The organism is Pseudomonas protegens, assembly GCF_003732485.1.
In the GTDB taxonomy this organism is placed as follows: domain Bacteria; phylum Pseudomonadota; class Gammaproteobacteria; order Pseudomonadales; family Pseudomonadaceae; genus Aquipseudomonas; species Aquipseudomonas protegens_B.
On the sequence record NZ_MOAK01000036.1, the window covers coordinates 441,314 to 443,442 of the forward strand.

A 2,129-nucleotide genomic window follows, 5' to 3' on the forward strand; every position below is an offset into this window, starting at 1 on the left:
CCCCGATTGGCAGTAGGACGGATAGCCCCCCAGCTTGTGTTCATAGCAGTGGCTGATCAGGTCGTAGTAGCACTCGATCCGGCCGCTGCGCTCCAGCTCGAGAATGGCCTGCTCCACCTCATCGGGGATGCCGCCACCGTCCCACAGCGGAAAGTCCTCGGCCAGGGCTTCGGCTTTGATCGGCATGGGTTTGAGGAAGGCTCCGGGAGCCGCCAGTTCCTTGTGCACCAGCACCTCGTCGTCGCGGTATTCGCGGATCATCCAGCGTTCGCCCATGGGCTCCAAGGGTTCGGGGAAGGGGTTGGCGACAAACACGCTCAGCACCCGCACGCCTTCCAGCAGCGGGCTGTGAAAGGGCAGGGCCGGGAGATAGAGCTGGGCAAAGGGCAGCAGGGTTTCACCGGCGCGGTTGCGCGGCAACTCTTCGTCTTCGCGAAACAGAAAGACCCGGCCCAGCCAGCTTTCATCCATGGCCTGGGTGGGGCGAAAGCCGCCGGCGACGAGTTTTAGCGCGGGTCTTGCCAGGCTGCGCTGGATGTCTTGAATGTCCATGCTCAAATGAAACGTCCTCAGGAGGGGGCGGGGCGAGGGCGGATCATACAAAAGCCTGGCGCTGTCTGCAGCGCCCGTTTGGGGGCGCTGCGACAAGGCCGATTCAGAACTGCGGTGTGTACTTCACGCTGAGCATGAAGTTGCGTGGATCGCCGAAGTTGTTGTTGCCATCCAACTGGTTGTAGCCAGAGATGTAGTAGTGCTTGTCGAACAGGTTGTAGGCGTTCAGTGCCAGGCTTACCTCGTCGTTCAACTGATAGGCGATGCGGGCGTTCCAGACGGTGTAGCCCGGCACCTTGTAGCTGCGTTCATAACCCAGGGTGTGGCTCTGGCTGGTGAAGCCCAGGCCGGTGCTGACCCGGCTCAAGGCGCCGTCCAGCTGGTAGTCGCTCCATACCCGCAGCATGTGCTTGGGAGTCCACTGGCTGAATGTCCGACCCTGATCCTTCGGATCTTCAAGGAAGGTGGTGGTGTTGTAGGTATAGCCGGCGAACAGCTGCAGACGGTCCACCACTTCGCCGCTGATTTCGGCCTCCAGCCCCTGGCTGCGCACCTTGCCCGAAGCGGTGGAGCAGTACCAGCCGTCACAGGCGTAGCCCGAGGCGGTGTCCTGCACGGCACGGTTCTTCTGGTCGTAGCGGAACAGTGCCAGGGAGGTGTTGACCCGGCCTTCGAGCAGCTCGCCCTTGAGGCCGACTTCATAGTTGCTGCCAATCACCGGTTGCAGCACCGAGCCGCTGGCGGTGCGTGCGGTCTGCGGCTCGAACACATCGGTGTAGCTGGCATACACCGACCATTCGCGACTCAGGTCGTAGACGATGCCGGCGTAGGGCGTGACTTCGCCGCTGTCGGTCATGGTGGACGGATCGTCCGCAGTGCCCTTGTGGCTGATGGCCTGGTAGTTGGTGGCTTCGTAGCGGTAGTCATACCAGCTGACGCGGGAACCCAGCACCAGGGTCAGGTCATCCAGGGGCTTGATCCGCCAACTGCCATACAGGCCTTTCTGGCGGACATCGTAGCTGCTGTGGGTGCCGCGTCCGCCGGGAGTATTGAGCAGGCTGTCGTAGCTGATCTTCGGCCGATCGTGGTCGATGGCGAAGATGTTGCCGCCATTGTTGAAGGTGCGGGCGAAGACATCGTCAGTGGTCAGTTTCGAGTAGTTGCCGCCCAGGGTGATTTCCTGCTCCATGGACAGGCCCTCGAAGCGCCCGGTGAGGTTCATGTCGAGGCCGATCTTGGTGTTGTCGAAATCGGTGACCCAGTCGGCGTACTGCAGGCCGCTACCGTCGGGGTTTACGCCCTCAAGGGTGGTCTGGATGCGTTGCTGGATCGAGTCGTTGCTTTCGCTCATGCGCACGGCACCGACCTTGAAGGTCCAATCCTGGTTGAAACGGTGCTCCAGGTCGGCGTAGAGCGTGGTGACGTTGATCTGCGAATGGTTCCAGCGCGCGCCGCTGTAGGTCGAGCGCGGCAGGTTCACCGTGCTGCCGTCGGCATAGCGCGGCAGGCCGCGGAGCATCGGCCGCGATTCGGCCTCGGAGCGGCTGGCGGCCAGGCCCAGGGTGGTGTCGTCGCTC

At 62.7% G+C, this 2,129-nt stretch carries 2 protein-coding genes; both read right to left on the reverse strand.

Features of this window, described 5'->3' with window-relative positions; translation table 11 throughout:
- The coding region (locus BLX41_RS09005; RefSeq protein ID WP_123724585.1) for a YwqG family protein at positions 1 to 552 on the reverse strand (552 nt) is incomplete at its 3' end.
- A gap of 103 nt (positions 553 to 655) precedes the next feature.
- Positions 656 to 2,129: TonB-dependent siderophore receptor (locus tag BLX41_RS34850; protein WP_259744590.1), on the reverse strand; the 1,474-nt coding region annotated here is incomplete at its 5' end.